A 15141-nucleotide genomic window follows, 5' to 3' on the forward strand; every position below is an offset into this window, starting at 1 on the left:
CCCCGGTGAGCCGCCCGGACGCGCCGGACGTCGTGGTCGTCGACCACCACGACTCGTACACGCAGAGCCTCGCCCACCTCGTCGCCGCGGTGACGGGCGAGCTGCCGCGGGTGGTGCAGCACGACGAGGTCGACGCCGCCGACGTGCTGCGCCACTCCCACGTCGTGCTGTCGGCCGGGCCGGGCCACCCCGAGGTCGAGCGCGACTTCTCGGTCGGGCGCGCGGTGCTGCGCGCCGGGACCCGGCCCGTGCTCGGCGTCTGCCTCGGGCTGCAGGGCCTCGTGACGGCGTACGGCGGACGCGTCACCCGCCTCACGCCCGCCCACGGCGAGGTCGCCCGGGTGCGCCACGACGGGCGCGGGGTGTTCGCGGGCCTGCCGCAGGACCTCGCGGCCGTGCGCTACCACTCGCTGGGCGCCGTCGCGGTGCCCGACTGCCTCGAGGTGTCGGCGACGTGCGCCGGCGAGCCGGGCGAGCCGGATGTCGTCATGGGTGTGCGCCACCGCGACCTGCCGCTCGAGGCGGTGCAGTTCCACCCCGAGTCGGTGCTGAGCGAGCACGGCGCGGAGATGGTCGCGGCGTTCCTGGGGCGCTGAGCCCGTCCCACCGCCCCCGCCCGCCCCCCGTTCGTGGTGGCAGCGCCAGACATCCCGCGGCGCTCCTACCACGAACCCGGGTGCGCGCGGCTCGGCTACGGTCCTGCCCGTGCCCCCGCCGGACCCCGACGCCCGCCCCGACGCCGACCTCGAGGCGCTCGCGACGGCGTACCCCCGCTGCGTCTGGCTCGACGGCGGCGCCGGGCGTGACTGGTCGGGGCGCCGGTCCTTCGTCGCGGGCCTGGAGCCCGACGACGTGTCCCTGACGTACGACGCGGTGGCCGGCGAGGTGCGCCGCTGGACGGGTCGGCCCGGTCGCTGGCGCAGCACCGTCGTCGGCGACGACCCCTTCACCGTGCTCGCCGCCGAGGTCGAGCAGGAGCCGGGGGCGCGGTGGTTCGGCTACCTGGGGTACGCCGCACGTCGCGACCTGCCCGCCCTCCTCGACCCGGCCGACCCGCCCGAGGCGGTGTGGCTGCGGCCGAGCCGGGTGCGGGAGGTGCAGCACGCGGCCCGCCCCGCCTCCCCCGCCGTGCCGCCCGCCGCCCGCCCCCGCACGCCGCCCGCTGCCGCCGCCGTCCCCGCCGTCCCCGCCGACTACGCCGCTGCGTTCGACCGCGTGCAGGAGGCGCTGCACGCCGGCGACTCCTACGAGGTCAACCTCACCCACCGCGTCACCGCCCGCTCCGCGCTCGCGCCGTGGGCGGCGTACGCCCGGCTGCGCGAGGCCAACCCCGCGCCGTACGCCGGGTTCCTCCAGCACGACGTCGCGGGCGAGGGGGACGCGGCCGACCACCGCGCCCGTGCCTGGCTGCTCGGCTCGTCGCCGGAGCGGTTCGCGCGCATCGGCACGACGGGCGGCGCCCGGGTCGTGGAGACCAAGCCGATGAAGGGCACCGCCCCGCGCAGCGCCGACCCCGTCGAGGACGCCGCGCTGCGCGACGCGCTGGCCGCCGACCCCAAGACGCGCGCCGAGAACCTGATGATCGTCGACCTGCTGCGCAACGACGTCGCGTCCGTGAGCCGCCCCGGCACGGTGCGGGTGCCCGACCTCATGGCGACCGAGACCTACCCCGGCGTCCACCAGCTCGTCTCGACGGTCGTCGGCGAGCTGCGCGCCGAGGTCGGCGTGGTCGACGCCGTCCGTGCGCTCTTCCCCGCCGGCTCGATGACGGGCGCCCCCAAGCTGCGCACGATGGAGGTCGTGGCGGCGGTGGAGGGGTCGTCGCGCGGCCCGTACGCCGGCGCACTGGGCTGGGTCTCGGGCGAGGGCGCCGACCTGGGCGTGGTGATCCGCAGCCTGTACGGCGCGGACGCTCGCTCGTGGCGCGCCGGCACCGGCGGGGGCATCACGGTGCGCTCGCGCGTCGCCGACGAGTGGGCCGAGGCCGGCTGGAAGCTCGAGCGGGTGCTGGGCGCCCTGCGCTGAGGCCCGATTCGTGGTGGGAGCGCCGCGGAACGTCTGGCGCTGCTCCCACGAACGGGGCCATGGACGGCGAGAGCCTCAGCCGCCCAGCGCCACCAGCTGCTCGAGCACGGTGGTGACGGCCGTGCGCTGCGTCGCGACGTCGTACGGCGCGGGCACGCTGAGGTTCACGATGTCCACGAGCGCGTGGTGCGAGGCCAGACCGGTCATGGCGACCGCGTCGTCCCCGGCGTCGGTGACGAGCCGGGCCCCGTCGGCGCCCGCGACGGTGAGGTCCTCGGTCGGCGCCGCGATCTCGCCGAGCGTCGCCTCCCAGATGGTCTCGAAGTCGGCCGCCGCGGCGACGGTCGTGATGGTCAGCACGACGACGTCGGTGGCGACGTCGGTGTAGGTGCAGCCCCGGTACGTCGCCGCACCCGCCGGCTCCTCCCGCACCGGGTCGACGCCCAGCAGCGCGGCCACCTCCTCCGGCGTGGCGGCTGCGCAGGGGTCGGGCACCTCCCGGGCCGCGCCCGCCGTACCGCTCACCGACGGGTCGGCGGTGGGGAAGCTGGTCTGCGTCGACGCGCCGGCCGGCAGGTCGTCGCCGTCGTCGCCGCAGCCTGCGAGGGCCACGGCGCCCAGCAGCGCCAGCCCGACGGCCCGCACGGCGGCCCGGGTCGGGCCGCCGTGTCGTCGTGGGTCATCCATCCAGGTCGCTGCCCATCGTCACGGTGGTGGTGGTCTCCTGCTCGCCGTCGTCGAGGAACGTCACCTCGACCTCCTCGCCCACCTCGTGGTCGAGGACGGCCGTCAGCAACGCCTCCGTGCCGTTCACGTGGATGTCGCCGACCTGCACGATGATGTCACCCGGCTCCAGGCCGGCCTCGTCGGCCGCCCCGCCGCTGTCGACGTCCGTCACCACCGCCGCTCCGTCGACGATGTCGTCGATGACGGCGGTCTCGGCGGCCACGCCGAGGGAGGCGTGCTCCGGCTCCTCGCCCTCCCGCAGCTGGTCGACGACCACGTTCGCGACGTCGATCGGGATGGCGTAGCTGATGCCGATGAACCCGGCCTCGTAGCCCGTCTCGCCCTGCGCCAGCTCGATCGCCCCGTTGATGCCGACCACCTCGCCGCGCAGGTTCACCAGCGGCCCGCCCGAGTTGCCCGAGTTCACCGCGGCGTCGGTCTGGATCGCCGGGTAGGCCACCAGCTCGTCCGGCAGCGACAGCACGAACGGCCGGTTCATCGCGCTCACGATGCCCGCGGTCACGGTCGACTGCAGGCCGTACGGCGCACCGATGGCCACGACGGCCTGGCCGACCTCGGTCTCGTCCGAGGAGCCCAGCGAGGCGACCGTCAGGTCCTCGGGGCCGTCGGTGATCTCCAGCAGCGCGACGTCGAGCAGGGGGTCGCTGCCGACGACCTCGGCGGTGCCGAACGAGCCGTCGTAGAAGGTCAGCACGATCTCGTCGCCCGGCGACGCCGAGTCGACGACGTGGTGGTTCGTGATGATCTCGCCGTCCTCGGAGACCACGAAGCCCGAGCCCTGGGAGTAGCCGCCCTCCACCGGCACGTTGATCTGCACGACCGCCGGCAGCACCACGTTGGAGATGTCGTTGACGGAGACCAGGTCGAGCGGGTCGAGGCTCTCGGTGTCGATCTCCTCGGCGTCGATGCGGGTGTCGCCGCCCGTGCCGGCGCCCTCGTCGGGCGACGAGAAGATCCCCTCGTCGACCAGCGCGGAGTAGCCCGCCGCGCCACCCACGCCGCCCGCCAGGCCGAGCGCGAGGGCGCCCGCGAGCAGGCCGACACCGCGACCGCCACCGCTGCGCTCGCGCCGCGCGCGCCGCGGCGTCGCGGGGGGCGGGCCCTGCTGGCCGGGCCCCTGCTGGCCCTGCTGGCCGAACGGCTGACCCTGGCCCGCGTAGGGCTGCTGGCCGGGCTGGCCGGGGTACCCCTGCTGACCGGGGTAGCCGGGGCCCGCGCCGTGCTGCGGGTGGGAGGGCGCGCCGTACGACGGGGGCGCGGGCAGGCGGGGGGAGGTGCCGGGGGGAGGGCCCACGGGTCCGCGGCGGTCCGGGCGCGGCGGCTGCTGGTCGGTCATGGCGGTGATCCTTACCCCGCTCGGCCCCGGCTTGCACCTGCCGCGCCGCGCCGGGCGGGGTTCAGGTGCCGGCGGCGTCGGGGTGGAGCGGCGAACCGGGCAGCTGCAGGGTCATCCGGGCCCCGCCCGACGGGGACTCGCTGGCCGCGACGGTGCCCGCGTGCCGCTCGGCGACCTGCCGCACGATCGACAGCCCGAGGCCCGAGCCGGGCATGCCGCGGGACTCGGTGGAGCGGAAGAACCGCTCGAAGACGTGGGGGCGGTCCGGCTCGGGGATGCCCGGGCCCTCGTCGTCCACGGTGAGGATGCCGTTGGCCAGCGTCGCCACGACGCGGCCGCCCGCCGGGCTCCACTTGGCGGCGTTGTCGAGCAGGTTGGTGATCGCACGCTCCAGCGAGTGCGACTCGCCCACGAGCCACCACGGCGCGGCGCGCACCTCGAAGGTGACGCTCGGGGCGCGCAGCCGCACCCGCGAGACCGACCGGTCGAGCACCTCGACGAGCGAGACCGGCTCCACCACGTGGCGCACCTGCTCGTCGCGGGCCAGCTCGACGAGGTCGCCGATGAGGGTGCTCAGCTCCATGATCTGGGCGCGGACGTCGTCGATGAGCTCGCGGCGCGTCTCGGGGGGCAGCACGGCCGCGGCGGACGCGCTCTCCGCCTGGGCGAGCAGGTCGAGGTTGGTGCGCAGCGAGGTCAGCGGCGTCTTCAGCTCGTGGCTGGCGTCGGCCACCAGCTGCCGCTGCCGCACGCGCGAGGCCTCGAGGGCGGTGAGCATCTGGTTGAACGCCGTCGCGAGGCGGGCGATCTCGTCGTCGCCCTCGACCTGCAGCGGGCGCAGGTCCTCGGTGCGGGCGATCTCCTCGACCGCGTCGGTGAGCCGGCGCACGGGACGCAGGCCGTTGCGCGCGACCGCCGTGCCGGCCAGACCCGCGAGGAGCACGCCGCTGGCGCCGAGCACGACCATCACGAGGCCGAGCTTGCCGAGGAACGCCTGCTGCGACGCGGTCTTCTGGGCGAGCATGAGCGCGCCGGCGTACTCCGACGTGCCCTCGATCCCCACCGGGTTCGGCAGGGGCACGGTGGCGATGCGGTAGCGCTCCCCCTCGATCGTCACGGTCCGCAGCACGGCGTGGTTCGCTGCGCCGGCCGCGACCTGCAGCTCGTCCTGGCCGAACGGCAGCGCCCCGTCCTGGTGGCCCTGCAGCAGCTGGGTGCCGCTCACGGTCAGCAGCACGACGCGCACGTCGCTGGCCTCGTCGAGCCACGGCTGGGTGTCGTAGGTCGTGACGGCGTCGCCCTTGTAGACGCTCGCCGTGGTCTGCGCCCGCTCCACGAGCTGCTCGTCCATCGTCTGCTGCATCTGCACGCGCACCACGAGGTAGACGCTCAGCGACAGCAGCGCGACGGTCGCGCCCACCGCGATGGTGGTGAGCAGCGTGACCCGGCTCGCCAGCGAGCGGCGGTAGTGCCAGCGGCGGCCGTCGGGCAGGTCGGGCAGCTCGGCGTCAGCAGGGGCGCCGAGGTCGCCGTCGTACGGCGGGGGCTTGTCGGGGAGGGACGCGGCGGGGCTCCCGGTGCGGGTGCTCACGCTTCCTTCAGCACGTAGCCGACGCCGCGGACCGTGTGGATGAGGCGCGGCTCGCCCTCGGCCTCGGTCTTGCGACGCAGGTACCCGACGTACACCTCGAGGGAGTTCGCGGTCGTCGGGAAGTCGTAGCCCCAGACCTCCTCGAGGATGAACGAGCGCTCCAGCACGCGGCGCGGGCGGCGCAGGAACATCTCCAGCAGCGTGAACTCGGTGCGCGTGAGCTCGATGGCGCGCGAGCCGCGGCGCACCTCGCGGGTGGCGACGTCCATCGTGAGGTCGGCGAACGACAGCGACTCGTCGGCCTGCTCGGTCGGCACGACCCGGCGCAGCAGGGCCCGCACGCGGGCCAGCAGCTCCTCGAGCGCGAACGGCTTGGTCAGGTAGTCGTCGGCCCCCGCGTCGAGGCCCTCGACCCGCTCGCCCACGGCGTCGCGCGCGGTGAGCACGAGGATCGGTACGTCGTTGCCCGCCGCCCGCAGCGCCCGCGTCGTCTCGAGCCCGTCGAGGCGCGGCATCATCACGTCCATCACGACGACGTCGGGCGCGGCGGCGGCGATGCCCGCCAGGGCCTCCGCGCCGTCGCCGGCGGTGGCCACGACGTACCCGTTGAACTCCAGCGAGCGGCGCAGCGACTCCCGCACGGCGCGGTCGTCGTCGACGACGAGCACGCGCGATCCCTTGGTGTCCGGCACCCGTCGAGTATGCCGAACGTCTCTGAGGCCGCGCTGAGAGACGGGCGGGATCGGTCGGGCGCGCTCAGGAGTACGCCGACGCGACGGCGGCGGCGCGGGCGCCGTACCCGCCGCCGAAGAGCGCGGCGTGGACCAGCAGCGGGAAGAGCTGGTGCAGCGGCACGCGGTCGCGCCAGCCGCCGACGAGCGGTCGGCCGGCAGCGGCCGCGGTGTCCTCGTAGGCGTCGCAGAGCTCGGCGAGGTGGGGCAGGCCGAAGAGCGCGAGCATGGCGAGGTCGACCTCGCGGTGCCCGCCGTACGACGCGGGGTCGACGACGTGCACGGTGCCGCCCACGCCCCACAGGACGTTGCCGTTCCACAGGTCGCCGTGCAGCAGGGCCGGGGGCTCCTCGGGCAGCAGCCCGGCGAGGCGGGGTAGGACGGCCTCGACCTTGCGGGCGTCCTCGGGCAGCACGGCGCCGCGGTCGCGGGCCAGCTTGAGGTAGGGCAGCACGCGGCGCACGGCGTAGAACTCCGCCCACGTCGCGCCCGGCGGGGCGGAGCAGGGCAGCGGCAGGCGGCCGATGAAGCCGTCCTGCTCCGCGCCCAGGATCGCGGGGGCGAGGTGGGTGCGGGCCAGCGCGGCGCCCAGCGCGGCGGCGGCGTCGGCCGACGGGCGGCCCGGGTCGACCCACCGCAGGATCACGCAGTCGGACGCGGCGGCCAGCACCTCGGGGACCTCGACACCCCCGGGTACGCCGGCGAGCCGCGCCAGCCCGCGCGCCTCGGCCTCGAAGAAGCCGGCCGGCGCCCCGGGGCAGGTCTTCATGAGCGCGTTGCGGCCGTCGGCGAGGCGCAGGCGGGTGGCGGTGGAGGTGTCGCCGCCCGCGACGGGCGAGGTGGCGGCGACCGCGGTGCCGAGCAGCTGCTCGGCCCGGCGCGCGACGAGGGGCTGGCGCGTCATGCCGCACCTCCGGTCGGGGCGGAGGAGGGCGCGCGGAGCAGGGCGCCCAGCTCGGCGACGAGCGCGTCGGCGACCCGCTCGACGACGGCGAGCGTGGCGTCGAACCCCTCGGGGCCGCCCGCGTACGGGTCGGGCACGTCGCCCGTGCCCTCGGGGTCGAGGTCGCGGAAGAGCAGGACGCGGTCGGCGGCGCCGCCCGCGAGGGCCCGCACGTCGGCGACGTTCGTGGCGTCCATGCCGAGCAGCGCGTCGAACCCGGCGGCCTCGGCGGCGTCGAGGCGGCGTGCGCGGTGGCGGGTGGCGTCGTACCCCCCGCGGGTCAGCACCGCCGCGGACCGCTCGTCCATGGGGCCGCCCACGTGCCAGCCGCCCGTGCCGAACGAGCGCACCTCGACCGCGTCGCCCAGGCCGGCCTCGGCCAGGCGCGCCTCGATCACCACGTCGGCGACGGGGGAGCGGCAGATGTTGCCGAGGCACACGACGGCGAGCCGGTACGGCGCGGAGCCGTCCGCGCGGGTGGGTCGGGGCGGGGGGAGGACCCCCGTCACCCGCGCACCTCGGTGTCCGTGACGGCCTCGACGACCCACGTGACGACGGTGATGACGATCGAGGCGCCGAGCGCGGTCCAGAACCCGTCGACGGTGAACGGGATGTCGAAGCGGTCCGCGACCCACCCGGTGAACAGGAACATCGCGGCGTTCACGACGAAGAGGAACAGCCCGAGCGTCAGCAGGATCAGGGGCAGCGACAGCAGCTTGACCAGGGGCGTCACGAACGCCGTCACGACCGAGAAGATGAGGGCGACGCCCAGCAGCGGGAGGATCTTGTCCTCGATCTCCGCCTGGCCGCTGGTGGCGCCGTCGAACGCGATGCCGTCGAACAGCCACGCGGCCACGGCGATGCCGAGCGCGTTGACGAGGACCCAGGCGACGAACTTCACGCACCCGATCCTAGGCAGGCCGGGCCAGGGGTACGGCGGGTCGCGCGCGGCTCAGCGGACCCCGAGGGCGCGCAGGATGTCCTGCTCGGCGAGGGCCAGGTGGTGCTCGACCTCGGCCGCCGCGCCCTCCACGTCGCCCCGGTCGAGCATCGCCACGAGCGCGTCGTGGGTGTGCGCCTGGTCGTGGGCGTTGCGCTCCGCGCGGTCGATCTGGGCGAGCACGAGCTTGAGCTCGGCGACGAGCGAGCGGGCGGTCGCGACGAGCCGGGGGGACCCCACGAGACCGACGAACGAGACGTGCACGGCGAGGTGCTTCTCGTTCAGCTCCGCGTACGACGCCTCCCGCCCCACCGCGTCGGTGTACGCCGCGACCGCCGCGCGCACGGCGGTGCGGGCCGCCTCGTCGGCACCCGCCCAGTGGCGCACGCCGGCCACCTCGAGCACGGCGCGGGCCCGGCAGACGTCGCGCACGGACGCGACGTCCGGCACGGCCACCGTCACGCCGCGGTTGGGCTCGCGGGTGGCGATCGACTCGGCGACCAGCACGGTCAGCGCCTCGCGGACCGTGGAGCGGGCGACGCCGAGGGAGGCGGCGAGCGCGACCTCGCGCAGCGGCGTACCCGACTCGAGCTCGCCGTCGAAGACCGCGCGCCGCAGCTCGTCGGCCACGCGCGCGACCGTCGAGGTCACCTCGACGCGCAGGCCGGCGTAGGGATCGGACACGCCCCGCATCATCGCGCGTCCGTGAGCCCGGCGACACCGGGGCCCGTCGTCTTGGCGGGTGGGGCGCGGCCGTGCCACACTCACCGGCGGTCGGATTGTCGGACAATCAACGGAGGTGGACGGATGCGCACGGACCTGGTGGACCAGCCGAGCTCGGTGGTGGAGCGGGAGACGGAGCGGGTCGCCGACCTGCCGTGGGGCCGCTCCTACCTGACGGTGAGCCCCGACCACTTCCGGGTCGACTACGTCATCAACCCCTACATGGACCCGGCGACGCAGCCCGAGCCCGAGCGCACCCGGGAGCAGTGGCACGGCATGCTCGCCGCCCTGCGCGACGCCGGCGCCCGCGTCGACGTGCTGCGCCAGCGCGGCGACAGCCCCGACATGGTGTACGCGATGAACCTCGGCCTGCCCTTCACGCGGGCCGACGGCGCGCCCGCGTTCCTGGCCTCCCACATGCGCTACCCGCAGCGCCGCGCCGAGACCGCGAGCGCCGTGGCCTGGGCCGAGGCGCGCGGCCGGGAGGTCGCGTACGTCGGCCGCGACGGCGTCGGCGCGCACGTCGAGGCCGGCGACCTGTTCCCCTTCGGCGGCGAGCTGCTCGCAGGGTTCGGCCCGCGCACCGAGGAGGCGGCGCTGGTCGGTATCGCCGCCGCGCTCGAGGTGCGCGTGCGCGGGCTGCGGATCACGCACCCCGGCATGTACCACCTCGACCTCGCCTTCTGCCCGCTCGACGAGCGCCGCGCGATGGTCTGCCCGGCGGCGTTCGACGAGGAGTCCGCGGCGGCGCTGCTGGCCGCCGTACCGGAGCCGCTGGTGCTCGACGAGGTCGAGGCGCTGACGTTCTGCGCCAACTCGGTGGTCGTCGGCCGCACCGTCCTCATGCCGGCCTGCCCGCCGCGGGTGCGCGAGCAGCTCGAGGCGTGGGGCTTCGACGTGGTGCTCGTCGACGTCTCCGAGCTGCACAAGGGCGGCGGCTCGATCCGCTGCCTCACCAACCCCCTCGACGTCGTCGTCGGCCGCGACCTCGTGCACGTGCCCGGCGGCGAGGTCGTCGGGGGCTGAGCCCCGTCAGCCCGGCTGCGCGCCCGCCCACTCGGTGCTGCGGGCGGCGGCGACGACGGCCGCGGTGAGGGCGGCGGCGCGGTCGGCGCCCCGGGCCAGTGCCGCGGCCAGCGTGCCTGCGAAGGTGTCGCCGGCCCCGGTGGTGTCGACGGGCTCGACCTGCGGGCTGGGTACGACGGCACCCGCCCACCGTGCGCCCGCCGCGCCCAGCGTCGTGCAGGCGCGCGGGTCGTCGGCGGCGAGCCCGAGCCGCGCCGCCTCGACCTCGTTGACGACCACCACGTCGTCGGGACCGAGCCGGGCCAGCAGCGCGGCGAGCCGGTCGCGTCCCGCGGCGTCGTCGGGCACCGGGGAGGCGTTGACGACGAGCCGGGCGGACGTCGCCGCGACGGCGTCGAGGAGCGCCTCGACCGCGGCGAGCGGCACCTCCAGCTGGGTGAGCACCACGTCGGCGGCGGCCAGCACGGCGCCCGCCCCGGCCACGTCGGCGGCGCCCACCGCCCCGTTCGCCCCCGCGACGACCACGATCGAGTTCTCGCCCGCGTCGTCCACGAGGATCGTCGCGCTGCCGGTCGGCGCGGCCGCGTCGGTGGCCAGGTGCGTGGTGTCGACGCCGAGGTCGTCGAGCCGGGCGCGGTACGCCGCCCCCTCGCCGTCGGCGCCCACCCGTCCGACCAGCGCGACGTGCGCGCCGGCCCGGCGCGCGGCCGCCGCCTGGTTGGCGCCCTTGCCGCCCGGTCCGAGCGTCATCGAGCGCGCCAGCACCGTCTCGCCGGGCGCGGGCAGCGCCGCGAGCCGGTGGACCCGGTCCACGTTGACCGATCCGACCACCACGACGCGGCCGGTGCGGGCCGGCGTACCGGCGTCGGGCGGGGTGCTCACGGAGGTCCTCCAGGTGCGCGGGTCGCGGTGTGGGAGCGGTAGGAGCGGCAGGGGAGGACTATCGCAGGCACCGCGACCCGCCCGCCCGGCGAGCGGGACCGCCGCTCGCGCTCAGCCGACGCACAGCCGGCCCCGGTAGGTTCTCGCGTCGTGGTGACCTACGGCGGACCGGCGGTGATGCTGCTCGGCGCGGTGCTCGCGGGCGTCGTGCTCGCCGGGGCCGCGGTCGTGGCGGCACGCCGCACGGGCCCCGTGTTCGCGGTCGCCGCGGCCGGGTTCGCCTGGTGGGTGGTGGTGATCGCGCTCGTCACCCTGGTGCCGGCGGGCGGCACCACGGGCTGGGTCGCGGCCGAGACGCGGGCCGCGACGTGCTCCTTCGACGTCGGCGGGCCCGCCCCCGACGGGTTCTGGATCTTCGACGGCGGCCAACGGCTGCTCAACACCGCCCTCTTCGTGCCCGCCGGCGCGCTGGGCGCGCTCGCCGCCTGCCGCTGGCGGGCGGGCTGGGGCCTGGTGCCGCTGGTGGCGGCGGGCCTCGCGCTCTACTCCGTCGGCATCGAGTGGACCCAGCTCGAGCTGGCACGCATCGACCGCGCCTGCGACGTCACCGACGTGATCGACAACGCGACCGGCGCCGCGCTGGGCGCCGCGGGCGGGGTGCTGCTCGCCGTGGTGCTCCGCCCGTGGCGCGCCCGGCGCACCCCCTAGCCTGGCTTCCATGACCGATCCCGTCCCGGGCGCCGCCGCGCCCACGCCCCGGAGCAGCGTGCTGGCGATCCCGGCCTACGTGCCGGGCCGGCCGCCCACCACCCGCCCGGGCCTCACGTCGTACAAGCTGTCGAGCAACGAGCTGCCCTTCCCGCCGCTGCCCGGCGTGCTGGCGGCCGCGCACGAGGCGGCGGCGCAGATGAACCGCTACCCGGACATGGGCAGCGCCACGCTGTACGCCGCGCTCGCCGACCACCTCGGCGTGCCGAGCGACCGGCTGAGCGTCGCCACGGGGTCGGTCGCGCTGCTCTACCAGCTCGTCGCCGCCTACTGCGAGCCCGGCGACGAGGTGGTGCACGCCTGGCGCTCGTTCGAGGCCTACCCGATCGCCGTGACGGCGGGCGGTGCGCGCGGCGTGGCGGTGCCGCTCGGCCCCGGTCACCGCCACGACCTCGACGCCATGGCCGCGGCCGTCACCGACCGCACCCGCGTCGTCATCCTCTGCACGCCCAACAACCCGACCGGGCCCGCGCTGACGCAGGCCGAGGTGGACGCGTTCCTCGCCCGCGTCCCCGGCCACGTCGTCGTGGTGCTCGACGAGGCGTACGTCGAGTTCGTGCGCAGCGACGACCCCGTCGACGGGGTCGCCACGGTCACCCGTCACGCCAACGTGGTGGTCACCCGCACGTTCTCGAAGGCCTACGGGCTCGCCGGCTTCCGGGTCGGGTACGCCGTCGCCCACCCCGACGTCGCCGCCGCCCTCCGCGCGGTGTCGCTGCCCTTCGGTGTGTCCGCGGTCGCGCAGGCCGCCGCCGTCGCCTCCCTGGCCGAGGGCGGGGCGCTGGCCGAGCGGGTGGAGGCGGTCGTGCAGCGGCGCGCCCGCGTGCTGGCCGGGCTCCGCGAGGCCGGCTGGGACGTCCCCGACGCGCAGGGCAACTTCGTGTGGCTCCCCCTGACCGGTACGACGGCGGGGGCCCCCGACCACGCCGGCACGTTCGCGGCGGCCGCCGAGGAGGCGGGCATCGTCGTGCGCCCCTTCGCGGGCGACGGCGTGCGCGTCACCATCGGCGAGGAGGAGGCGTGCGACCGGCTGCTCGCGGTTGCGTCGGCGTACCGCCGCTGACGGCCACGTCCACAGGTCGCGCTCAGCCTCGGCTGGGAGGATCGGCGCCATGACGCGCCCGCCCCGCCCCGCCCGCGCCGCCCGGCCCCTGGCCGCCGCGGTCGCCTCCCTCGCGCTGGCCGCGCTCACCGCCTGCGGCGGGTCGGACGAGGCGACGGTGACGCCGGAGCCGACGGTCGGCGAGGCGGCGGACAGCTGCACCGCGACCGGTGCCGGGGACGGGTCGGCTGCCGTCGACCCGTCCGTCTCCCCCGCGGACCGGCTGCAGGCGGCGCTCGACGGCCTGCCGGCGGTCGACGGCACGACGAGCACCGAGGGGGCCGGGGTGGTGCCCGCGGAGCTGCCCGCCGACGTGCTGCCCGCCGGCGTCGACCCGGCCGACGTGGCGTCCTACGGCTGCGCCGAGACGGGCTGGTTCCTCCTCCTGCGCTCCACCGACGTGCCCGAGCTGGCCGAGGTCACGACCGACGAACGTCTCGCCGCGGCCGGCTTCGTCGAGGGCGAGGCGTTCGAGTCCGACACCCTGTCCGCGTTGCGCACGTTCGTCCGCGAGGCCGACGGCGTCGTCGTGGGGTTCGCGGTGACGGACGTGGCGACGCAGGACGCGACGTACCCCTCGCGTGTCGGGCTCCTCGTCGCGCCCGCGGTCCCGCAGGCGTCCAGCGCCCCGACCGGCTGACGGCGCACCGGAGCGCGCGGGTTGGGTACCGGCGGTCCACGAGTCGCCCCGACCGGGAGGGGCGGCACCCGAGCAGGAGGTACGTGCGTGGGGATGGAGCCGTTGCCGGAGACCGTGGAGGCGGCAGGCGAGCTCCGCCAGCTGGTCCCGGACCGCGACGTGCTCGAGGAGCTGCGCGAGATCGCCGGCGAGGTGCAGGAGATCGCCCCCGAGTGCGTGGGGCTCAGCATCTCGCTCCACGACCACGGCGCCACCTTCACGCTGGCGTCGACCTCGACCACGACGGCGGCGCTCGACGCGGTGCAGTACCTCGACGGCGGGCCCTGCGTGGAGTCGATGCGCAGCGGCGAGGTGCTGCACCTCGACGTCGACCACGACCGGCTCGCGATCGGGGACGCGGCGACCGAGCCGGTCGACGACTCCCCGTTGGACGAGGGCCGGTGGCATCTCTACTCGGCCGCGTCGGCGGCCACGGGCGTCCTGTCGTCCCTCTCGCTGCCGTTGCTGCGTCGGGGACGCGTGATCGGCGGGGTGAACCTCTACGGCTCGCGGCCCGGGTCGTTCGCCGACCACGTCGAGGAGCTGGCGAGCGTGCTCGGCGCCTGGGCGCACGGCGCGGTGCTCAACGCCGACCTGACGTTCTCCACGCTGGAGGCGGCCCGTCGTACCCCCGGCGAGCTGCGCGACCAGACGACGGTGGCGGTGGCGGCCGGGATCCTGGCCGCCGCCCACGGCATCAGCGTGCTGCGGGCCGAGGAGCAGCTGGTCGAGGCCGCCCGCCTCGCCGACGTCGCCCCCGCGGTGCTGGCCCGCGTCGTCGTGGAGTCCCGCGCCCCCTAGGCCCTAGCTGCCGTCGGCCCCGTCGGCCCCGTCGGCCCCGTCGGCCGGGCCCTCGTGCTCGGTCTGCGCGACGAGGCGCTCGGCGACGTCGCGCAGCTTGGTGTTGCTGTTCTGCGAGGTGCGGGCCAGGAACTCGAAGGCGCGGCTGCGGTCCAGGCCGAACCGCTGCATGACGACCCCGACGGCGACGCCGATGAGCTCCCGCGACTCCAGCGCCTCGGCCAGCTGCGAGCGCTCCCGCACCCCGCCGAGCGCGACGGCCGCGCTGGCGGCGAACAGCTCCGCGAGCTCGAGCGTGCCCTCGTCGAAGGTCTCCTGGGTGGAGGAGTAGAGGTTGAGCCCGCCGAGGGTGTCCTCGTCGACGAACAGCCGCAGCCCCATCTGGGCCTGCAGGCCCTCGCGGACGGCCCGCGCGACGTACCCGGGCCAGCGCTGCTCGTGGCGCAGGTGCTCCACGCGGACGGTGCGCTCCTCGAGGACGGCGTACAGGCAGGGGCCCTCGCCGAGCTCGTACTGCACGCGGTCCAACCCCTTCGCCACGTCGTCGGTGCCCGCGACCGTCTCGAGCGTGCCGTCGCGGCGGGCCAGGGAGACGCTGACGTGGTCGATGCCCGGGATGGTGCGCCGGGCCACCTCGACGATCGTCTGCAGCGTGGTCGGCACGTCCCGGGGGGCGTTGACCTGCCGCAGGGCTTCCTCGGCGGCGCGTGCGAGGGGGGTGTCGGTGCTCACCGGGGTCACGGTACGTGCTGCGGCCCCTTCTCGTGCTTCCTCGCGCAGGAAGAGCCAGGACGGGCCAGGACGGGACGGGGCGGGCGACGGCGCGTGCCCGTGTCAGGGTGTCCCC

17 protein-coding genes are annotated in these 15141 nt (G+C 76.2%); 7 read left to right on the forward strand and 10 right to left on the reverse strand.

Annotated elements, in window-relative coordinates:
- Window positions 1–5 precede the first annotated feature (5 nt).
- Window positions 6–596 carry an aminodeoxychorismate/anthranilate synthase component II gene (locus tag KK617_RS03235; protein ID WP_277498072.1) on the forward strand — a complete coding sequence of 197 codons (591 nt, stop codon included), beginning with the start codon at window positions 6–8 and terminating at the stop codon, window positions 594–596.
- Between the two features lie 109 nt (window positions 597–705).
- The gene (locus KK617_RS03240) at window positions 706–2025 is read left to right on the forward strand and encodes an anthranilate synthase component I family protein (RefSeq protein WP_277498073.1); all 1320 of its coding nucleotides are present in this window, start codon (window positions 706–708) and stop codon (window positions 2023–2025) included.
- Between the two features lie 75 nt (window positions 2026–2100).
- On the opposite strand, the gene KK617_RS03245 is transcribed toward KK617_RS03240, so the two are convergent.
- The 8 genes from KK617_RS03245 to KK617_RS03280 all read right to left on the reverse strand — a co-directional run bounded on the left by KK617_RS03245 (window position 2101) and on the right by KK617_RS03280 (window position 8997).
- Window positions 2101–2712: a DUF3558 family protein gene (locus KK617_RS03245; protein WP_277498074.1), complete on the reverse strand. Its 612-nt coding sequence runs from the start codon at window positions 2710–2712 to the stop codon at window positions 2101–2103.
- Window positions 2705–4108 carry a trypsin-like peptidase domain-containing protein gene (locus KK617_RS03250; protein WP_277498075.1) on the reverse strand — a complete coding sequence of 468 codons (1404 nt, stop codon included), beginning with the start codon at window positions 4106–4108 and terminating at the stop codon, window positions 2705–2707. The genes KK617_RS03245 and KK617_RS03250 overlap by 8 nt, the downstream gene beginning before the upstream one ends.
- A gap of 61 nt (window positions 4109–4169) precedes the next feature.
- Window positions 4170–5699 (reverse strand): HAMP domain-containing sensor histidine kinase, encoded by a 1530-nt coding sequence (locus tag KK617_RS03255; protein WP_277498076.1) that lies wholly within the window; start codon window positions 5697–5699, stop codon window positions 4170–4172.
- Entirely contained in the window at window positions 5696–6391 is a 696-nt protein-coding gene (locus KK617_RS03260; protein WP_277498077.1) for a response regulator transcription factor, read from the reverse strand. The genes KK617_RS03255 and KK617_RS03260 overlap by 4 nt, the downstream gene beginning before the upstream one ends.
- A 64-nt stretch (window positions 6392–6455) precedes the next feature.
- On the reverse strand, window positions 6456–7334 hold the full coding sequence (locus tag KK617_RS03265; protein WP_277498078.1) for a fructosamine kinase family protein: 879 nt from the start codon (window positions 7332–7334) through the stop codon (window positions 6456–6458).
- A complete protein-coding gene (locus KK617_RS03270) occupies window positions 7331–7882 on the reverse strand; it encodes a low molecular weight protein-tyrosine-phosphatase (protein ID WP_277498079.1) in 552 nt (183 codons plus the stop codon). The genes KK617_RS03265 and KK617_RS03270 overlap by 4 nt, the downstream gene beginning before the upstream one ends.
- A complete protein-coding gene (locus tag KK617_RS03275; protein ID WP_277498080.1) occupies window positions 7879–8274 on the reverse strand; it encodes a phage holin family protein in 396 nt (131 codons plus the stop codon). Before KK617_RS03275 ends, KK617_RS03270 begins: the two co-directional genes overlap by 4 nt.
- Before the next feature lie 51 nt (window positions 8275–8325).
- A complete protein-coding gene (locus tag KK617_RS03280; RefSeq protein WP_277498081.1) occupies window positions 8326–8997 on the reverse strand; it encodes a GntR family transcriptional regulator in 672 nt (223 codons plus the stop codon).
- A gap of 123 nt (window positions 8998–9120) precedes the next feature.
- Here KK617_RS03280 and KK617_RS03285 point away from each other — a divergent pair, with 123 nt between their 5' ends.
- The gene (locus KK617_RS03285) at window positions 9121–10062 is read left to right on the forward strand and encodes an arginine deiminase-related protein (RefSeq protein ID WP_277498083.1); all 942 of its coding nucleotides are present in this window, start codon (window positions 9121–9123) and stop codon (window positions 10060–10062) included.
- Between the two features lie 6 nt (window positions 10063–10068).
- Here KK617_RS03285 and KK617_RS03290 read toward each other — a convergent pair whose 3' ends face one another.
- Window positions 10069–10944, reverse strand: coding sequence for a PfkB family carbohydrate kinase (locus KK617_RS03290; protein ID WP_277498084.1), 876 nt, complete (start codon window positions 10942–10944; stop codon window positions 10069–10071).
- A 150-nt stretch (window positions 10945–11094) separates the two neighbouring features.
- Here KK617_RS03290 and KK617_RS03295 point away from each other — a divergent pair, with 150 nt between their 5' ends.
- The 4 genes from KK617_RS03295 (at window position 11095) to KK617_RS03310 (ending at window position 14294) form a co-directional block, all read left to right on the forward strand.
- On the forward strand, window positions 11095–11652 hold the full coding sequence (locus KK617_RS03295) for a VanZ family protein (RefSeq protein ID WP_277498085.1): 558 nt from the start codon (window positions 11095–11097) through the stop codon (window positions 11650–11652).
- Between the two features lie 10 nt (window positions 11653–11662).
- Window positions 11663–12775, forward strand: a complete 1113-nt coding sequence (gene hisC / locus KK617_RS03300) for a histidinol-phosphate transaminase (RefSeq protein WP_277498086.1) — start codon at window positions 11663–11665, stop codon at window positions 12773–12775.
- 49 nt (window positions 12776–12824) lie between these two features.
- The gene (locus KK617_RS03305) at window positions 12825–13454 is read left to right on the forward strand and encodes a hypothetical protein (protein WP_277498087.1); all 630 of its coding nucleotides are present in this window, start codon (window positions 12825–12827) and stop codon (window positions 13452–13454) included.
- Between the two features lie 93 nt (window positions 13455–13547).
- Complete coding sequence (locus tag KK617_RS03310) at window positions 13548–14294, forward strand: GAF domain-containing protein (protein ID WP_277498088.1); 747 nt, start codon at window positions 13548–13550, stop codon at window positions 14292–14294.
- 3 nt (window positions 14295–14297) lie between these two features.
- On the opposite strand, the gene KK617_RS03315 is transcribed toward KK617_RS03310, so the two are convergent.
- Window positions 14298–15026 carry a GAF and ANTAR domain-containing protein gene (locus KK617_RS03315; RefSeq protein ID WP_277498089.1) on the reverse strand — a complete coding sequence of 243 codons (729 nt, stop codon included), beginning with the start codon at window positions 15024–15026 and terminating at the stop codon, window positions 14298–14300.
- Between the last annotated feature and the right edge of the window lie 115 nt (window positions 15027–15141).

It is taken from the genome of Nocardioides sp. ChNu-99, assembly GCF_029493445.1.
Taxonomy (GTDB): Bacteria; Actinomycetota; Actinomycetes; order Propionibacteriales; family Nocardioidaceae; genus Nocardioides.